Source organism: Antrihabitans cavernicola (genome assembly GCF_008297975.1).
Classification (GTDB): Bacteria; Actinomycetota; Actinomycetes; order Mycobacteriales; family Mycobacteriaceae; genus Antrihabitans; species Antrihabitans cavernicola.
This window is the reverse complement of record NZ_VLNY01000028.1, coordinates 1-17,804: the sequence shown is the minus strand read 5'-3', so window position 1 is coordinate 17,804 and position 17,804 is coordinate 1. Positions and strand designations below refer to the sequence as shown.

The following is a 17,804-nucleotide window of genomic DNA, read 5'->3' as shown; positions in this document are numbered from 1 at the left end:
TTGGAGGTGTCCCGAGAAAAGGAGGCCACCGATGCGCCGATCATGGTTTCGAACGATGTGTTCTCATTTGCGGGGTGTACGTGGCGTGGGTCTGACGGAGCGCCTCGCCGGGCGTTTCGGTTACCACGAGCGGGCGAGTGCGGAGGGTCGGCGCATACAGGCCGATCGCCGACGGATCCGCGCCAGCCGCGGCCGTTACCAGAGCATGCTCGACCGAGAAGCGACACCGGCCGACCTCGAGGAACTCCGCGAGTTCGTTCGGACCCGTCGTGGGGTCGAGTTGTATGTGGAGCCCGAGACGAGTGCGACCGACACCACGGCCGTCGCGGTGGCACACGACGGCGAGTGGATCCGACGCCGGGTCGGCGCGCCCTCGGTGGCACGGGAACTCGCTTCCCAGCTGCGCATACCCGCCTACGACGCCGCCATCACCGGATATCCCGCAGCCATGCGCCGATATCGCCGCACCGATGACGGCGCCCAATACACCGGATGACCGCCAGCCTGTTCGGTGGAAGCGCTGACCGTCAGCAGCCGCTGGAGCTTCGTGAGCAATCGAGATCCGTTACGGGCTTCCCACAGTCCCGCAACCTCACCGGTTCCGTGGTTGTGGTGGTGGAGTCGATGCGCGCTCACATCCTGCGATCTCTCGAGGCGGATGCTGACTCCTGTACGCCGCTACTTCTTCGGCAGTAGTCGTCGGCTCGACCGGATCGGCCTGCCGACGCAGATGAATCAGCAGCAAGGTGCCGATCCCGCCGAGCAGCAACACGAGAGACACTGTGCCGGCAACTATCGCGTGAATTGTCGCGTCGTGACCCAACGCAATGAGCCACAACCCGCCGGCCGCAGCCCCGACCAGTACCGAAACGTATCCGATGTATCCGAGTGTGTCGTTACGCATCGACATCTCCCTTCTGCCTCCGCCGCCTGAACAGTGATTCATGCGTCTCGGCTCCATCCTCTACGATTAGTTGCGTATCCGCAATAGTTGCGCAAGGAGTAAGGTGGGATTGTTGCCGCCCGTGCATGGCGAGGGCATGAACAGCGTCTGCCTCAGCAGTTGGACCGAAGGGATCGTTATGCAAAGACCGAAAGTGGATCGGGTGGCGTTGCTGTCCGGTCGGGTCGTGCTCGATCAGGCGGAGGGCATTCTCATCGCTTCGCGTCGGTGTCGGGAAGAGCTCGCATTCGAGGAACTCCTCGACGCCGCACGCCGACACCACCTCGGCGTTCTGCAGATGGCCAGAGCCCTGGTGAGGGTGGCAACCGGCGATTCGAGCCGGTCGGCATCCACGGGAAGCGAGCAGGCCGCGACCACAGAATGGGGTGAACTACTGCACCAGCGCCCCGGCGACGTCCCCCACCCGATCTAGACCTGCACCCGATCTAGACCCACACCGGTGACCGAACTCCGCGGTCGAGAACCCGCAATGCCAGTCGGAAAATGGTTGCACACCAAGGGTTCCGGGGTACGCAAGGAGCCGTTACCTCACCTCCCGCGTGCTCACGTCGAGCATCGCTGCGCAGACCGGGCGTGAGGTGGTGAGGGTGAACCGTCGCAGGATCGCCGCAATCGATCGCGGGACCCGAAGGAATCGCGTTGGCGTACTTGATCATCGGGCGTTGTGCTCGGTAATTGTCCGCGACGACTCGCAGCTACTGGCAACTCCGGTCAGATGTGATCGCGGCTCCCCCGCGCAGTGGCCCATCCCACGGCAGCTAGGTGATCTGCGGCAGCTCCTCGAACGCCAGCTCCTCCCGATACCGAGGCGTAGCGATGAGAATCGAGAATGCCTTCCGCGTGATCGAGTCGTGCCTGCGGCTACCATCGCCGAAATAGCCACATAGCGGAGCCAGCACCCGAACTGAGGTTCTCGCCAAGCTGGGTGCTGACTCAGCTCGGCCAACCCAACTTCCATGCGTTGTCAGCGAAGGCCTCCCCGGCACCGTCGGCGAATGCCGTCATCGCCGTTGCAAGTCCACGCCGACGACGCTCGGGTACGCGCGACAGCACGTCGGCAATGACCACGCGGCGGTGCGCGATCACGGAATCCACCAGATCCTTACCACGGTCGGTCAATTCGAGTACCAAGTTACGTCGGTCCGTCGCCGACTCCCGGCGCTGCAACAACCCGATAGCGACCAGCCGATCGCATGCCCGGGTGGCGTTGGACGGATGAATTCCCATCGCTTCGGCCAACCTGTTGAGGTTCAAGGTTCCGCGGCTCTCGACCAACACCAACACCCTCAACTGGGGCAGCGTGACCTGATCCTCGACCTCGGCCACCGACTGTGCGGCAATGCCGATCAGCGCCCGCGCGGCCTGCATCATCGCGTCGATCTGCGCTTCGGTGGCGCGCATGTCCGCGTCGAGTCGTTCCTGAGAGTTCATTGTGTGATTATCACCGAGCGCTTGCTGTACCGCAACAATTGCGTATATAGTTGCGGTAGCGCAATTATTGCGCTGATTGAGCGTCTCCATCTTTACTCGACTTCCAGGAGGACGGACCGCGCATGACCATCGGACCCATAGTCGCTGGCTCGATCGATGCCACAGCCACACCGACTGACCGCCCCCCCACCGAATATCTTTCGGCAGCAACAGCGTTCGCACCCCACGTTCTACGTGAATACGCCCTTCTCGCCGACGGCGAACGCGGGATCCTGGTCGGCCCACGCGGGGATTTCGTGTGGATGTGCGCGCCGCGGTGGGACTCGTCGGCGGTGTTCTCCGCCCTGATCGGAGGGACCGGCGGATATGCGGTCACACCAGCACACGTGCGGTTCGTCTGGGGCGGCCACTACGAGGACCGGTCGCTGATCTGGCGGTCGAGGTGGGTCACCGACACCGGAATCATCGAATGCCGAGAGGCCCTCGCCTTCCCGGGGGATCCGAACACCGCAGTTGTGCTGCGCCGCATCGTTGCGGTCGAGGGTGACGCCCAGGTGCGAGTGACACTGAACGCCCGGGCCGAATTCGGTGAACATCGGATGCAGCAAGTGTCCAGTCGAGACGGGGTTGTCACCGCCCGGAGCGGTTCGCTCCGGTTGCGGTGGACCGGGGCCGGAACAACGCGCACGTTGGCCGACGGCACCCTGGAGACCGTTATCGACGTCGCCGAAGGCCGTTGCCACGATTTGGTGTTGGAACTGGCGGACCGGCCGCTCCCCCACGCCAGCGTCGATCCCGCGATCGCGTGGCGAGCAACCGAACAGGCCTGGGAGGCCGCGGTCCCCGATTTCGCGGGCACTCTCGCCGACCGTGATACCCAACACTCGTACGCCGTATTGCGAGGCATGACCAGCGCCGGAGGCGGCATGGTGGCCGCGGCCACCATGTCGCTGCCCGAACGCGCTGAACAGGGCCGCAACTACGACTACCGCTACTCCTGGATCCGCGACCAGTGCTACGCCGGTCAGGCGATCGCCGCCGCCGGCGCGTATCCGCTCCTCGACGACGCCGTCGCGTTCGTTGCCGCGCGCATCCTCGACGACGGCCCGACCCTCAAACCCGCCTACACCATCACCGGTGGCGCGGTCCCCGACGAACACACCCTGAATCTGCCCGGGTATCCCGGTGGGAGTGCCAAGACCGGCAACTGGGTCAACGACCAATTCCAACTCGACGCGTTCGGTGAGGCGCTGTTGCTGTTCGCTGCGGCGGGGCGACTGGACTGCCTCGACGCCGAGCAGTGGCGGGCGGTCGAAGCCACGGTCGACGCGATCGAGAAACGATGGGGCGAACCGGATGCCGGTATTTGGGAGCTCGACAACGCTCGCTGGGCGCATTCCCGACTTGCCTGCGCGGCCGGACTTCGCGCGGCCGCTGCCCTTGCGCCTGCCCGTCAGAACGCGGAGTGGAACCAAATGGCCGACATGCTCGTAGCCGACACCACACGGGACTGCCGACACCCCTCGGGGCGCTGGCAACGAAGCCCCGAGGATCCCCGCGTCGACGCCGCCCTGTTGATGCCTGCAATCCGGGGCGCTGTCCCGGCCGATGATCCACGAACCCGAGCAACACTCGAGGCGGTACGCACCGACCTGAGCGACGAGGGCTATGTGTACCGGTTCCGGCAAGACGATCGTCCGCTTGCCGAATCGGAAGGCGCGTTTTCGCTGTGCGGCTTCCTGATGGCACTCGCCGATCACCAACAAGGCAACGAACTCGCCGCGCTTCGCTGGTTCGAACGCAACCGCGCCGCGTGCGGGCCACCCGGGCTCTTCACCGAGGAATACGACATCGGGCAACGCCAACTACGCGGCAATCTCCCGCAGGCCTTCGTCCACGCCGTCTTCTTCGAATCAGCCCACCGACTCACCCAACCGTGGCCCCAACCATGAGCTTTCCGCCACCGCGTAGCACTACACCGAGGAGCACAGCATGCCGCACAAGCCACATCAGGTCGTCGTCGTCACCGGCGCGAGCGGCGGTATCGGCCGCGCCACCGCGAAAGCATTCGGTGCCCGCGGCGCGCACGTTGCGCTGATCGCGCGAGGCGAAACCGGCCTCGCCGGCGCCGCAGCCGACGTGCGTGCAGGCGGCGGCGTCGCCCTCCAGATACCGACCGACGTCTCCGACCCCGATCAGGTCGAGGCGGCAGCCGCCCTGACTGAAGAGACGTTCGGACCGATCGACGTGTGGGTCAACGTCGCCTTCACCTCCGTGTTCTCCCCGTTCACCGAGATCACCGCGCAGGAATACAAGCGGGTCACCGAGGTGAGCTACCTGGGGTACGTGTACGCCACCATGGCGGCGCTGCGACGAATGCGCCCACGCAACGCCGGGACCATCGTCCAGGTCGGCTCCGCGCTCGCGTACCGCGGTATCCCGTTGCAGAGCGCCTACTGCGGCGCCAAACACGCCATCCAGGGCTTCCACGAGTCATTGCGTTGTGAACTGTTGCACGAGAACAGCAGCGTACGGGTGACGATGGTGCAGATGCCCGCGGTCAACACCCCACAGTTCTCCTGGGTGCTCTCCAGGCTTCCCAATCAAGCTCAACCGGTTCCGCCGATCTATCAACCCGAAGTCGCCGCCCGCGGCGTACTCCATGCGGCAGATCATCCTGCGCGACGCGAGTACTGGGTCGGCGCAAGCACAGCCGGAACACTCATCGCCAACGCGATCGCACCCGGCCTGCTCGATCGATACCTGGCCCGGACCGGATTCGCCTCCCAACAAACCGACCAACCGCAGCCACCGGACGCACCGGTGAACCTCTGGGAACCGGCCGACGGCACAAACGCCCGAGACTTCGGGGCGCACGGCATCTTCGACAACAAATCGGTGGGCATCAGCCCGCAACTGTGGGCATCGCACCACCACGGCCTGATCGGCGCAGCAGCCGGTCTGCTGGCAGGCGCCACAGCACTGGCGATGGGACGGGCGCGTCGATGACTACGTTGTCATGGATCCGAGCGGGATGGGGCGTCGTCCTGCTCCTCGCCCCGCACCGCGTTGCACGGACGGCGGCGGGCCCACTCGACGGTCGCGACAACCTCGTCGCCCGCATCCTCGGCGCACGCCAACTCGTCCAGGCCGCCGCGACCGGACGGCAGTCCTCACACCGCCTTCGCGTTGCCAGCACAGCGGTCGACATCATCCACGCGGCCAGCATGGCGGGCCTCGCCGCAATCGATGAACCGCGTCGCCGACCCGCCCTCGCCGACGCCGTCGTCGCTTCCGGCTTCGCGGCCGCGGGATATGCCGCAACAACTCGCCACCAGACACGCATTGCGCCGAAAGGACCACGGTCGCCGCACGACCCGACGCTATGACCACACGGAGGTATCCGAGAGATGCCGAACTATTCTTCGACTCCACCCATCTCCTTGCCCGACCAAACTCTGGAGACAACCACGCCTCGAAAGCGTGTCGCAGGGGCTGACCTCACGCCGCTCTTCGTACGGGAGTGGCACCATGGCGCGTCTGCCCAGTCGAAGCTGGTATCGGTCTTCGCTTCACGTCTGATCAGACCCGCGCTCGGTGTGTGGGCACACAACACGCAACGTGCTTGGCCGTCGATCGTGGATCGGGTAGCAGCGTGGCTGCCCGCTCCGGCACGGACTTCGGTGCTGCCGGTGCAGCTTCCCCAGTGCGAGGGGGAATGGGTTCGCGCCGACGGCGCCGACACCTCTCGAGCGATCCTGTATCTACACGGCGGCGCATTCATCGCCTGCGGACTCAACACACACCGAGGCACAGTGGCACGATTGTCGAAATTCAGCGGCGCGCCAGCACTCAACGTCGAATACCGGATGCTGCCGGGCCATCCCGTCACCACCGCTCTCCAGGATTGCCTGGACGGCTACCGCCACCTGCTCGACATCGGTTACGGCTCCGCCGACATCACCATCTGCGGCGACTCGGCAGGCGGTTACCTGGTCTTCATGACAGCTTTGCAACTGTTGAACGAAAACATTCCCGCGCCGGCCGGTCTCGCCGTGTTCTCTCCGCTGACCGACGCCGACATCGCGCACAAGGTCGCCGACTCGGCCAACTCGGACAACACCATGTTCTCCCACGATGCCGTGGTCGCATTGGCGAAACACATCGAGACCTCGCAGGCAGCCGTCAGCGTGGACTGCACAGCCGGACCGCTGCTCTCGCCCGTGGAACAAGACCTCTCCGGGATGCCACCCGTACTGATCCACGTCGGCGAAAACGAACTGCTCCGCGCCGACGCCGAAATGATGGCCCAGCGTCTGATCGAAGCAGGCACACCCTGCGAGTTGCACGTGTGGGACCGCCAGGTGCACGACTTCCCACTCTCCGCCAAGATCACTCCGGAAGGTGAGGCAGCGCTGCGCAGCACAGGCCGATTCGTGCGTCGCGTCACGGGTCTGGAATCGACGAACCGCCTAGCGCAACGCAATTCACACCATCACCGGCGAGCATGACGTTTGCAGCGAACAAGATCACGTCACCCGGTGCCCTGAGAATTCGTTGAGCAATTGCGAACGAGCCTTGCCGCATCACGCCGGTGACGAATATAGTTGCGGTATCGCAATGATTGCGATTTGCTTCGGGATTCGCCGGTGCATCACGCGGGTGGGTAGCCGACGAACTGGGCAAACCGCGCGAACTAGCGCCCGTCAATCTCATCGTCGAGATCTGCGGCTTGATGAACCCGTTCGAGGCTTGCTCACTCCAGGAGGACCCAATGACGTCAGCGACCATCCCAGACGGCACCGACACTCACGTTCAGGCCCCGACTCGGCATGCCGAGTTGCTTGCGTGGGTGCGCGAAGTTGCCGAGCTCACACAACCGGATCGTGTTGTGTTCGCCGACGGCTCCGACGAGGAATGGGATCGCCTGACCAGTCACCTGGTGACCGCGGGTACGTTCCAGCAGCTCAACCCGGACAAGAAGCCGAACTCGTTCCTCGCGCTGTCCGACCCGACCGATGTCGCACGCGTCGAGTCCCGCACCTACATCTGTTCGCGCAACGAGGCCGATGCAGGCCCGACCAACAACTGGGTCGATCCGACCGAGATGCGCGCAACCCTGACCGACCTGTTCCGTGGCGCGATGAAGGGCCGCACCATGTATGTGGTGCCGTTCTGCATGGGCCCGCTCGGTGCCGCCGACCCCAAGCTGGGTGTCGAGATCACCGACTCCGAGTACGTCGTGGTGTCGATGCGCGTGATGACCCGGATGGGTACCGCGGCGCTGGAGAAGCTGGGCACCGACCGCCCGTTCGTGAAGGCGCTGCACTCGGTGGGCGCACCGCTCGCCGAGGGCCAGGCCGACGTGCCGTGGCCCTGCAGCGACACCAAATACATCACCCATTTCCCCGAGGACCGCGAGATCATCTCCTACGGTTCCGGCTACGGCGGCAACGCGCTGCTGGGTAAGAAGTGCTACTCGCTGCGCATCGCGTCGGCCATGGCCCACGACGAGGGCTGGCTGGCCGAGCACATGCTGATCCTCAAGCTGATCAGCCCGGAGAACAAGAACTACTACGTCGCCGCGGCCTTCCCCAGTGCGTGCGGCAAGACCAACCTCGCGATGATCGAGCCGACCATCCCCGGCTGGCGTGCGGAGACCTTGGGCGACGACATCGCCTGGATGCGTTTCGGTGACGACGGCCGCCTCTACGCGGTGAACCCGGAGTTCGGCTTCTTCGGCGTCGCGCCCGGCACCAACTGGTCGTCGAATCCCAATGCGATGAAGACGGTGGAAGCGGGCAACACCGTCTACACCAACGTCGCGCTGACCGACAATGGTGACGTCTGGTGGGAAGGTCTCGAAGGCGACCCCGACCACCTGATCGACTGGAAGGGTCACGACTGGGATCGCGAGTCGGAAGAGAAAGCGGCGCACCCGAACTCGCGCTACTGCACCCCGATGTCGCAGTGCCCCACACTGGCTCCGGAATGGGACGACCCGCAGGGTGTGCCGATCTCGGCGATCCTCTTCGGTGGTCGCCGCAAGACCACGGTTCCGTTGGTGACCGAGTCGCTGGACTGGCAGCACGGCGTGTTCATGGGCGCGACGATGAGCTCCGAGCAGACCGCCGCCGCCGAAGGCAAGGTCGGATCGGTGCGCCGTGACCCGATGGCGATGATTCCGTTCCTCGGCTACCACGTCGGCGACTACGTCAACCACTGGATCAACCTGGGCAAGAACGCCGACGCGCAGAAGCTCCCGAAGATCTTCTACGTCAACTGGTTCCGTCGCGGCGACGACGGTCGCTTCCTGTGGCCCGGATTCGGTGAGAACTCCCGCGTGCTGGAGTGGATCGTGAACCGCATCGAGGGCGCCGCGGAGGGCGAGTCGACGCCGGTGGGCTATGTGCCGACCGCCGCGCAGATCAACCTCGAGGGCCTCGACGTGGAGGCCGCCGATGTCGACGAGTCGCTCAAGGTGGACGTCGAGGAGTGGAAGAAGGAAATTCCGCTCATCGAGGAGTGGTTCGAGTTCATCGGCGACAAGCTGCCGTCCGGTGTGCGCGACGAGTTCGAAGCACTCGAACGCAGAATGCACTCTCACTGACCGACCCACACGCGCATCGGCATCCGCAGGACTCGAGCGCAACTCGAATCCGCGACCGGTATGCCGATGCTGAGCCCGCCGGCCGCTGCTGTCGAATTTGTTCGCATCGCAGCACATTCGTCCATCAATCACCTGCAAGAAGGGTAAGGAACACCATGACCGTTATCGCCGATATCAAAGACATGATCGCCAATCTCGAACTCGCGGGACACCCCGACGTGCGGGTGTCCCGGTACTCGGCACTCGAGATTCTGCAGCCCGACACCCTCGCCGTCATCGTGCTGTCCAAACGGCACAGCGCCCTCATCGAAAAGACCATCCGGCGCCTCGTCGAACAGACCACCACGGAACAGCACTATGCGAGCAGCGAGATCACCGTAAGACGCGACGTCATCACCATTCGGATCGCATTGCCCGGTCTCCCCGAACGCGCCACACCGAGCACCGTCGAACCACCAGCCGAGACGGCTGCCACGACGTCAACGCGTGAGAAAGCGTCGATCCGAACTGCGGGGCCGGCGAATCATGATGGAACCAAGCACTATTCGCCACGCCGCATTGCCTGAGGTCTGTTGCTGCACAACCCATCTCCGGCGAGAAATGCATCGCAGGCCACAAGCTCTCGCTCTCGCCCCCGGCAGGTCTCCACGTGTTGGCGGGTGACCCCAATTCCTGGTTACCCGCGCGACCCTGATCCCGCGTTCCGGTTGCCAAGAGCGTCCTTGCCACAGGTAGATCGTCGAACAGCTCTCGCTCGGGCTGATCCTCAGGTTTGCGTGGCAGACTGCGTTCACACGACAGGGCAGGGGCGGCGGCGATCGTCGACGGCATACACATCGCAGAGCGGGCGGCCCATCGACAGTGGCGAGAACTCCGCTGCGCACTCACCGAGCCATCGTTGGGCTCGTTCGACGCTATCGCACCACCGTCGGAACAGAAGCCTTCGGTCTTTGAAGGCGTCTTTGGCCTTTTCGCCCGCATCCTTCAGGTTCGACTTCGCTCGGTCACCCTTGCCTTCGTTCTCGACCTCGGTATCACCGATCGTCTTCCCACTACTCTTGCCTGACCATCAAGGTCTTCGAGCTTGTTCTTTTGCCTTGTCGATACCGCTCATGCGGGCCTCCTGCATTGGCTGATGATCACGGAACCCGCAGGGGTTTACACGGGAGAGGCGAACCCAATCCGTTCAGGCGCCGGCGCCCGGCCTGCACTACTCGGACCGGCCCTACCGGAATCGCGTGGCCGCCGTCGTGGTCGAGTGAGCGTAGCAATTCAGATACCGGCCGCGTTGGCGTAGAACTGTTGGTCCTCGCGCCAACCGCCCATACCCATCCCGATGGAGTCGGTGTCGGATACGAATTCGATTCCGACGATCCACTTGACCATCTTGAAGCCGAGCTGCGTCTCGATACGCAGCCGTACGGGTGCTCCGTGCTCGACCGGTAGCGGGGCGCCGTTCATGTCCAGTGCGAGGATGGTCTGGCTGTCGTAGGCCAGGAACATGGGAATCGACCCGTAGAAGTAGCCGTAGCGGCCCTCGCCTTCGGTGAGTCCCTTGTCGTCCATCGCGTAGAAGACAATGTGACGCGCCTCGGCGGTCGGGCGCACGCGGTCGAGCACCGCAGCCAACGGAACACCGGCCCACTCGGCGACGGCGGTCCAGCCCTGAATGCAGTTGTGCTTGACAGTCTGGCGTGTCACGCCCAATTTCCGCAGCTCCGCCAGTGAGAGCGTGGTGGGGTTCTCGACGAGTCCGCCGATGGTCAGCCGGTAGTTGCGGAAGTCGTCGGCGACCATGCGGTCGTAGTCCTGCCCGACCGGGGGGTAGCCGTTGACCCGGTGATACGGGGAGAGATCATCGGCGCTGTAGTGCTCGCGCGAGGACAGCGATCGGGAGATGACCTTTTCGAACGGGTTCACGACAAGACCGAGTAGTCGTTGCGTGCGGCGCCGATAGCGCAACGAGAACCAGGTGATGACCACGTGGAAGAGCAGAATCAGGAACAGGCCGGCCAGCCCGACGCCCAGTGCGAGGGCCCTGCTGCCGTGCCCGGCCAGCACGATCGAGACGAACTCCTTCGGCAGGTTGTGCACGATCACCATGAATACGTGCAGCACGATGAAGGCTGCGAACGCGCACAGCCCCAGAAAGTGCAGGCTCCGGGCACCCTGTTTTCCGCCCAGCAGCTTGCCGTACCAGGGAAACCTGGCCAGGACGGTGGGAGACATGGCTGCGCCGGTCGCGATCTGGAACGGGGCAAGAACGAAGATCAGCAGGAAATAAGTCAGTTTCTGCGCGGGCTCGAACGGTTCACCGGAGATCCTCTGGGGGATCTGAAAGTGCAGGTAGGTGCCCACCGCGCGGATCGAGTCCGGCACGATCGACCAGTGGGTAGGAATGAGGTAGTGCCAGTATCCGGTGGTGAACACCAACACCACGTACACGAGCCCGGTCAGGATCCAGAACTGGACCGTCATGAAATGCCAGTGCCGACCCAGTCCGAGATTCTTCTTACCCGGCAACGCCACCACCGACGACCAGGATTCCTCCTCGTCGAGGCTGCTCCACGGTGTGCGTGAGTCCGCTCCGAACGTCTTCTTCGAGAAGCGAGCCCATTCGCGCCCCGGCGGGCAATGATCGTTCCAATACAACTTCGGAAACGCCGAGAGCACCTCGATGCCGGAGCGCATCAGCAGCAGCATGAAGAACAGGTTGAGGAAATGGGTGACCACGACCCACCACGGAAAGTACGACGGCACCACAACCTCCTCGATCGGAGGACTCCGGCTGGCCCCTCACCTACTTCACCTTGCGCCATATGTCGTCAGACCGCAATAGTTGCGCTAACGCAAATTTAGTCACAAACTGTAAGTGAGGTTGTCGATTCTTCGGGCATCCAAACGGCGGGAGGCGATCATGGCACGCCGTGACGGAGTACCCGAGCCAGCACGCGGACGCCGATACCCGGTGCCGCGCCCAGCGCCGGATGTGCGCAGCACTCAGGCTCAGCTGTCGCGGCTGAGGGCGGGCCTGCTCGCAGGATTCGGGCCGGGCGCGAGCACGCAACAGGTGCAAGCCCACACCCGCGACCGCCGGACCGCGGATGCCACCGCCTCGGCGTTCGACCGAGCGCGACCACCCCGACCCGAAAACGGCCACCTCCCTCCGGTAGCACTAGCCGCGAAGACACACCCCCGCACCCGAGGACAAACGAAATACGTGCTGGCGGGATTCGCGCTCGGCCTCCTGGTCGCCGGCAGTCTCGCTCTCCGGCGCACCCGGTCTTGCTGGCCGCAAACGACGAACAGAAGGGCCCAGCGATGACGTCCGAGATCCCGCCGCCTCGGGCGACCAGTTCGAGATCACACACGGCGAGCACCGGGCCACCATCGTCGAAGTCGGCGGCGGCGTGCGCACCTACACTGTGGGCGACCGAGACGTGGCTGCACCCTAACGATCGCGGCGCCAGGTGCGACGGTGCGCACGGCACCCCGTTGGCACCGTGGCCCAACAGACTCGGTGACGGTACCTACACGTTCGACGGAACCGACTACCTAATAGCACTCACCGAACCCGCCAAGCGCAACGCAATCCACGGGTTCCTGCGTTGACGATCGTGGCAGACCATCGCTCAGGACCGCGTCGTCATGGAAACTCGGCTGTCGGCGCGACCGAAACCTGCAGGCTGGAATTTGCCGAAAGCATCCGGATCGCGACCGATGCCGAACGGCAGCTCCCGACCGGCATCGAACCGGTCCCCGGCATCGCGTTCGACTTCGCCACCCGCCGCCCCGTGCGCGAGCGAACGAGCCGTGCACCTCACCGACCAATAGACAGCGCGCGAACTGAGCCCAGCTGTATCGACACCAGCCCCGTCACGGTCGTCGAGCGGCCCCTACCGTGCGGCGGGCAAGTCCGAGCCCGACCACCGACCACACCGCCGCGGCAACCCAGAAGGCGCCCACTGACACCGCGCTCAACCACCTGATATGCAGGTGCGTCGACGTTGCGTCCGTCGCCGCCGCATACATTCCCAGTGGGAACACCGCGGCCCACCAGACGCGTTGATACCGCAGCGCCCCAGCTCGGGTCTCGACCTCCCAGATCTCGACATACAGCAGCAACGGAATCCACGCGGTGGCAGCAATCCACATCGCACACGCCAGCGGCGGTAGCCCCTCGGCCAGCCAGCCGATGGTGTCCTCACCCACGACGGCGGCGAGGACATGATCAGCGGCCAGGGATGTGATTGCCAATGCCCCCATCAAAATCCACATGTCGGGCGAGAGTGTGTCGGAATGTCGCTTGGCGGAAACAGTGCGCGCCACGATGGCCCCCGCGACCAGCGGATAGACGAGGACACCACCGGCCATGACGATCGCGGCCAGTGCGGTCAGCGCCGCGGTGCCCGTGCGAGCCGACATATCGGCCGCTGTGATCGTCACCCCCTCGGTGGCAACAGTGGCGAGCAGCCAGGCCCCATGTACGTGATCGAGCAAATTGCTGCGTGTCCGGGATTGCACGTCGCGCAGCGCCAGCGGAACCAGCACCAGCCACGCGACGAGACCGAGAGCTGTCAGCGTCGAAGCGATTACGCGATGCGCACCCCACCGCGTGGCAAGCACCGCGGACGCTGCGACAAAGGTGAACATTCGTAGCGCGACGTCAGGGTCACGCCGACGAGCCCAGTTGCCCGACGGCCCGATCGTCACCCGAACGACAGCAACGACAAGAAGCAGCGCGAACATCGCCGACGCAAGCAGCCCCAGAATCGTCGCGAGCGCCCGATACTCGTGATCTGCGGCGGCGATGGACAAGATGCCCGCGGCCATGACCACAGCGAACACATCCGGTGGCACTGTGCCGACAACCGCGATGTGCCCGAGACCGACCCTCGACTTCCAGCTCATCGCGGTCTCGCCGTCTGCGAGAACCCCCGCGACGCAACAGTATTCATTTCACCCGCGTGCATGACAACCCCTCGGGCGAACCGTACCGGCGCGCGCGTCCGCCACGTCGCCCGCCGAGGCGACCGAAACCCATCGTACGCGACATACCGCAAGCATTGCGCTACTGCAACTAATTGCGGAGTTCGAATCCGAGACGCGTTCCTGAGAATTCGTTGTGGGAGTAGCGCCAGGCCCTTGCTGAGTCGCAATTGTTGCGCATATGTTTGCCATAACGCAATTATTGCGGAGCGTGAGACCAGGCGCCCCTGCCACTCGACTACACGGAGGAGGACAGACAGCACATGACAATCGGACGCACTCCGCCCTACTTTGCTCATCTGACCGGCCGACCGGCATTCTGCGCCACGATCGTGCCGCTGGCCGCCCTTGCGGCGCTTGCGATCTCTGGTTGCTCCGCAGGACGGATCAGTCAGACAGCGCAGCAGGTTGCCGCGGTCAACGGTCGCTCCGCCGACATCGGTGACATCTCGCTACGCAACATCTACCTGACGCCGTCCACGGCCACCGGCCCCTGCGTCGCACAACACGGCGGTCCGATCCGGGTTGCTTTCACTGCCGTCAACAACAGTTCCACCACGCCCGACCGGCTCATCGGCATCGCGAGCGACGCCGCGAACTCGGTCGCAGTCGACGCGCCGGCGGCCGCACTGGTGATTGCGCCGAAGACCACCCTCGCTGCGGGGCAGCCGATCGAACAGGTCACGGGCGCAAGCGCACCCGACACTCCGATCGACGTAGTGCTCAATCACCCCAACAAATATGCGCGACCCGGCCTGACGGTCCCACTGACGTTCACATTCGAAAAAGCAGGTGCAACAACGGTCGACGTTGCGCTGGATGCGTGCCCGACGCCGCCACCGTTGCCGGCGACGGGCGCTTGACGCAACCAGGTGGACCGACCACGAACACGTCCCGGGAAGGGGAATTCCATGCGCTTTGCACGCAACCGACTTACGCCGACGGTGGTACAAGACGGCGTACACGGCATCGACCGGATGGTCCGCAATGTCGAAACCGGGCGCTTCGAAAGAAGCCTGGCCGGGCTCACTGCGGTGGGGTCGGTAGTGACGGCGGTGGAGATCTACTTCGAACACGACAGCGCCAGCTTCGGCAACACGATGATGTGGTGGCCGGTGGTTCTGGGTCCGGTGGGCGCGGTCGCCGGTGTGGCCGGATTTCTCGACAAACGGATGGCGAAAACGGCGTTGCCGCTGGCCTCGGCGGTGATCGTCGCGAACGGCCTGCAGGGCACCTATCTGCACGGCCGTGGGATCGCGCAGAAGCCGGGCGGTTGGTCGAACTTCCGTTACAACATGGAGATGGGGCCACCGTTGATGGCGCCACTGTTGGTGACGATGGTCGGCGGGATGGGTTTGCTCGCGGCGCTACTTCGGCGCGAGCAGTGATGGATCGATTTCCGGGCTTCGACGTGCTCTCGCAGTCCGGTCGGTGGGATCCGGTCACGGCCGGCGTGGTACTCGCTCGTATCGCCATGGCGCCCGAAATTCGGTTCTTCACCCCGGCCGAGGAAACCATCGCTACTGCTCTCGTCGATCATCTGCTCGGTCAAAAGGCAGAGCCGATAGTTCCGATTGCGCCACAGATCGATGCCCGGTTGGCCGAGACACAAACAGACGGTTGGCATTACGACGACATGCCGGCCGACGCTCAGTCGTGGCGCCACACTCTCGCCGACCTCGACACAGACGCACGAGCACGCTTCGGTGCGGGCTTCGCCTCCTGCTCCCCCACTCAGCAAACCGATCTCATCCAGGCGGTCCAAGATCTCGGCAGCGACGACTGGCACGGGCGATCGGCGGCCCACGCCTGGAGCTTGTGGACCCGCTATGCATGCACAGCGTTCTATTCGCATCCGCATGTGTGGAACGAGATCGGTTTCGCCGGTCCGGCGTACCCACGCGGCTACAAGAATCTCGGGGTCGACAGCCGCGAAGGCCATGAGGTCCGTGATCGGCGGCCCGCCGCCGACCCGCTTCGACGGAGCCAGCGATGACCGACGTCCGCAGGCGCAACGAATCGGCCTGGTTGCTACCCAACGACGGCAGCCGCACCAATCACCAGCTGCGCCACGACATGCGGCGATTCTGCGACGACGACGAAGTCGACATGGTGATCGTCGGTTGCGGGGCGGGCGGCTCCACCATGCTGCAACGCCTCGCCCGGGCCGGATGGAACGTGGTGGCGCTCGATGCTGGTCCGTTTTGGGATCCGGATGCGGACTGGGTCAGTGACGAGGCCGGCTCGCATCAGCTGTACTGGACCGATCCTCGTGTGATCGGCGGTGAGAATCCGGTTCCGTTGGGATCCAACAACTCCGGTCGGGGTGTCGGCGGATCGATGGTGCACTACGCGGGCTACACGCCGCGGTTTCATCCGAGCGACTTCGACACCTACAGCCGTGACGGTGTCGGTGCGGACTGGCCGATTGCCTATGAGGACCTGCGCCCCTACTACGTCGACATGGAAGGCGAGCTACCTGTCGCTGGCGAGAAGTGGCCGTGGGGAGACCCACATAGCTATCCGCAGCGCCCGCACCCCGTCGGTGGCAACGGGGAGATCTTCCTGCGCGGCGCGCAGCGGCTGGGCATCACCGCGAAAGTGGGGCCGGTCGCAATCAGCAACGGGCGCTTCGGGAATCGTCCGCACTGCATTTACCGCGGATTTTGTCTGCAAGGGTGCAAGGTGAACGCCAAAGCGTCCCCGCTGATCACCCACATCCCCGACGCCCTCGCTCATGGTGCCGAAGTCCGTGCGAACGCGATGGTCACCCGCGTCGCTGTCGATCCGCAGACCGGCGTTGCCACGGGAGTGCATTACGTCGTGGGCGGGGTCGAGCATTTCCAACGTGCCCGCACGGTGGCGATCGCCGGGTACTCGATCGAAACGCCACGGCTGCTGCTCAATTCGGCATCCGCGCGTTTCCCGGACGGGTTGTGCAACGACTTCGATCAGGTCGGCCGGTACCTGATGGTCCAAGGTGCACCCCAGACGGCGGGCCGCTTCGACGCGGAGGTGCGCATGTACAAGGCGCCGCCACCGGAGGTCAGTTCCGAGCAGTTCTACGAAACCGATCCGACCAAGCCGTACAAGCGTGGATTCTCCATTCAAACCGTGTCGCCGCTCCCGATTACCTGGGCAGAACACGTTGCTGCGCAGGGTTACTGGGGTACGAGGCTGCGGGAATACATGAGCGACTATGTGCATTGGTCGTGCCTGGGTGCACTGTGTGAATTCTTGCCGCAGCCGGAGAATCGCGTCACTCTCGCCGACGAGACCGATCGCCACGGCCAACCCGTCGCCCGGTTCTCCTACACCCAATGCGAGAACGACAAAGCACTGATGGCCGCGGCACAAACGGTGATGGAGGACCTGCTGCGCGCCGCGGGCGCGGACGAGGTCATCACCATCGACCGTGCCGCCCACCTGGTCGGCGGCGCGCGCATGGCCGCCGACGAGTGTCACGGCGTCGTCGACGCTTCGTGTCGCAGCTTCGCCGTCCCCAACCTCTACATCACCGACGGCAGTGTCCTGCCGACCCAGGGCAGCGCCAACCCGGCGCTGACCATCATGGCGGTCGCCGCCCGCGCCGCCGATCGACTCGTCAACCGAAGGAGCACACCCTGATGACCAGCACAAAAGTATCCGACTACCTGCTGGAGCGATTGCGGGAGTGGGGCGTCGACGACGTGTTCGCCTTTCCCGGCGACGGCATCAACGGCATCCTCGCCGCCTGGGGCCGTGCCGACAACGAACCCAAGTTCATCCAGTCGCGGCACGAGGAGATGAGCGCGTTCGAGGCAGTCGGGT

The 17,804-nt window shown here is 64.6% G+C and carries 18 protein-coding genes; 14 read left to right on the top strand and 4 right to left on the bottom strand.

Going from position 1 to position 17,804, the window contains the following annotated elements; translation table 11 throughout:
• Positions 1 to 85: 85 nt before the first annotated feature.
• Positions 86 to 496 (top strand): hypothetical protein, encoded by a 411-nt coding sequence (locus FOY51_RS26405; RefSeq protein ID WP_235916793.1) that lies wholly within the window; start codon positions 86 to 88, stop codon positions 494 to 496.
• A 96-nt stretch (positions 497 to 592) separates the two neighbouring features.
• On the opposite strand, the gene FOY51_RS26400 is transcribed toward FOY51_RS26405, so the two are convergent.
• Positions 593 to 904, bottom strand: a complete 312-nt coding sequence (locus FOY51_RS26400) for a hypothetical protein (RefSeq protein ID WP_149433248.1) — start codon at positions 902 to 904, stop codon at positions 593 to 595.
• A gap of 178 nt (positions 905 to 1,082) precedes the next feature.
• Here FOY51_RS26400 and FOY51_RS26395 point away from each other — a divergent pair, with 178 nt between their 5' ends.
• Positions 1,083 to 1,376: an ANTAR domain-containing protein gene (locus FOY51_RS26395; protein WP_149433247.1), complete on the top strand. Its 294-nt coding sequence runs from the start codon at positions 1,083 to 1,085 to the stop codon at positions 1,374 to 1,376.
• A gap of 521 nt (positions 1,377 to 1,897) precedes the next feature.
• On the opposite strand, the gene FOY51_RS26390 is transcribed toward FOY51_RS26395, so the two are convergent.
• Entirely contained in the window at positions 1,898 to 2,395 is a 498-nt protein-coding gene (locus FOY51_RS26390) for a MarR family winged helix-turn-helix transcriptional regulator (RefSeq protein WP_149433246.1), read from the bottom strand.
• A gap of 122 nt (positions 2,396 to 2,517) precedes the next feature.
• Between FOY51_RS26390 and FOY51_RS26385 the strand changes: the two genes are divergently transcribed.
• The 6 genes from FOY51_RS26385 (at position 2,518) to FOY51_RS26360 (ending at position 9,571) form a co-directional block, all read left to right on the top strand.
• Positions 2,518 to 4,347 carry a glycoside hydrolase family 15 protein gene (locus FOY51_RS26385; protein ID WP_149433245.1) on the top strand — a complete coding sequence of 610 codons (1,830 nt, stop codon included), beginning with the start codon at positions 2,518 to 2,520 and terminating at the stop codon, positions 4,345 to 4,347.
• Between the two features lie 40 nt (positions 4,348 to 4,387).
• Positions 4,388 to 5,404, top strand: coding sequence for an SDR family oxidoreductase (locus tag FOY51_RS26380; RefSeq protein WP_149433244.1), 1,017 nt, complete (start codon positions 4,388 to 4,390; stop codon positions 5,402 to 5,404).
• Positions 5,401 to 5,784, top strand: a complete 384-nt coding sequence (locus tag FOY51_RS26375; RefSeq protein ID WP_149433243.1) for a hypothetical protein — start codon at positions 5,401 to 5,403, stop codon at positions 5,782 to 5,784. Before FOY51_RS26380 ends, FOY51_RS26375 begins: the two co-directional genes overlap by 4 nt.
• A 249-nt stretch (positions 5,785 to 6,033) precedes the next feature.
• Positions 6,034 to 6,906: an alpha/beta hydrolase gene (locus FOY51_RS26370; protein WP_187776485.1), complete on the top strand. Its 873-nt coding sequence runs from the start codon at positions 6,034 to 6,036 to the stop codon at positions 6,904 to 6,906.
• Positions 6,907 to 7,169: 263 nt separating this feature from the next.
• Positions 7,170 to 9,005, top strand: a complete 1,836-nt coding sequence (locus FOY51_RS26365) for a phosphoenolpyruvate carboxykinase (GTP) (protein ID WP_149433241.1) — start codon at positions 7,170 to 7,172, stop codon at positions 9,003 to 9,005.
• Positions 9,006 to 9,160: 155 nt separating this feature from the next.
• Entirely contained in the window at positions 9,161 to 9,571 is a 411-nt protein-coding gene (locus FOY51_RS26360) for a hypothetical protein (protein WP_149433240.1), read from the top strand.
• Between the two features lie 706 nt (positions 9,572 to 10,277).
• Here FOY51_RS26360 and FOY51_RS26350 read toward each other — a convergent pair.
• Entirely contained in the window at positions 10,278 to 11,765 is a 1,488-nt protein-coding gene (locus tag FOY51_RS26350) for a molybdopterin-dependent oxidoreductase (RefSeq protein ID WP_149433239.1), read from the bottom strand.
• Positions 11,766 to 12,326: 561 nt separating this feature from the next.
• On the opposite strand from FOY51_RS26350, the gene FOY51_RS26345 reads away from it, so the two are divergent.
• A complete protein-coding gene (locus FOY51_RS26345; RefSeq protein WP_149433238.1) occupies positions 12,327 to 12,617 on the top strand; it encodes an aldose epimerase family protein in 291 nt (96 codons plus the stop codon).
• A gap of 264 nt (positions 12,618 to 12,881) precedes the next feature.
• Here the strand turns inward: FOY51_RS26345 and FOY51_RS26340 are convergent, their stop codons facing one another.
• Complete coding sequence (locus FOY51_RS26340; protein ID WP_149433237.1) at positions 12,882 to 13,916, bottom strand: tellurite resistance/C4-dicarboxylate transporter family protein; 1,035 nt, start codon at positions 13,914 to 13,916, stop codon at positions 12,882 to 12,884.
• Positions 13,917 to 14,257: 341 nt separating this feature from the next.
• Between FOY51_RS26340 and FOY51_RS26335 the strand changes: the two genes are divergently transcribed.
• From FOY51_RS26335 to FOY51_RS26315, 5 genes are all read left to right on the top strand, one after another.
• The gene (locus tag FOY51_RS26335) at positions 14,258 to 14,857 is read left to right on the top strand and encodes a copper chaperone PCu(A)C domain-containing protein (protein ID WP_149433236.1); all 600 of its coding nucleotides are present in this window, start codon (positions 14,258 to 14,260) and stop codon (positions 14,855 to 14,857) included.
• A 48-nt stretch (positions 14,858 to 14,905) separates the two neighbouring features.
• Positions 14,906 to 15,382, top strand: coding sequence for a hypothetical protein (locus FOY51_RS26330; protein ID WP_235916792.1), 477 nt, complete (start codon positions 14,906 to 14,908; stop codon positions 15,380 to 15,382).
• The gene (locus tag FOY51_RS26325; RefSeq protein WP_149433235.1) at positions 15,382 to 15,990 is read left to right on the top strand and encodes a gluconate 2-dehydrogenase subunit 3 family protein; all 609 of its coding nucleotides are present in this window, start codon (positions 15,382 to 15,384) and stop codon (positions 15,988 to 15,990) included. Before FOY51_RS26330 ends, FOY51_RS26325 begins: the two co-directional genes overlap by 1 nt.
• The gene (locus FOY51_RS26320) at positions 15,987 to 17,621 is read left to right on the top strand and encodes a GMC family oxidoreductase (RefSeq protein WP_149433234.1); all 1,635 of its coding nucleotides are present in this window, start codon (positions 15,987 to 15,989) and stop codon (positions 17,619 to 17,621) included. Before FOY51_RS26325 ends, FOY51_RS26320 begins: the two co-directional genes overlap by 4 nt.
• Positions 17,621 to 17,804, top strand: a 184-nt coding sequence (locus FOY51_RS26315; protein ID WP_253072999.1) for a thiamine pyrophosphate-binding protein, incomplete at its 3' end; no start/stop codon positions are given. The genes FOY51_RS26320 and FOY51_RS26315, both read left to right, overlap by 1 nt.